1 protein-coding gene is annotated in these 647 nt (G+C 33.7%); it reads left to right on the top strand.

Annotated elements, in window-relative coordinates; translation table 11 throughout:
* Window positions 1-647: integrase core domain-containing protein (locus tag PMI10_RS00270; RefSeq protein WP_162129553.1), on the top strand; the 647-nt coding region annotated here is incomplete at both ends.

Below are 647 nucleotides of genomic sequence, written 5' to 3'. Positions count from 1 at the left end.
TATCTTAAAGCCCAAATTAGGAAAAAATACACCCTCACATTCAGGAGTTTATAACATTTTAAAACGCAATAAAATAAATAGGTTAACTCCGAAGATTAAAAAGAATTATCAAAAAATAATCAAGGAAAGAATGGGACAGCTTGGACATATTGATTGCCATTATTTAAGCAAAAGCATAATTAAAGGGGAAAATAAAAAACTCTATTTAGTATGTGTAATAGATGATTACAGCAGAATTGCCTGGGCAGAATTGATTCCAGACATTACCAGTTTAACGGTTATGTTCGCTACATTAAAATGCTTAAACATCTTAAGCGACCATTATGATATAAAATTTGAAGAAGTCCTGTCTGATAATGGAGCTGAATTTGGAATCAAAACCAGTAAACAAAAATACCAGCATCCTTTTGAGAGAATGCTGATCGAATTAGGAATTGTTCACAGATATACGCGTCCATACAGGCCACAGACAAATGGCAAGGTAGAGCGCTTTTGGAGAACTCTCGAAGATGATTTATTAAGAGAGACCGACTTTGATTCCAAAGAAGAGTTAAAAGAGGAATTGTTACAATACCTCTACTATTACAACCATGAAAGACCACATCAGGGAATTGATGGAAAAAAACCGATTGAAATGATTAATCCGT

It is taken from the genome of Flavobacterium sp. CF136 (assembly GCF_000282055.1).
GTDB lineage: Bacteria > Bacteroidota > Bacteroidia > Flavobacteriales > Flavobacteriaceae > Flavobacterium.
The sequence above is the reverse complement of the archived record's forward strand: the minus strand, read 5'-3'. Positions and strand labels throughout refer to the sequence as shown.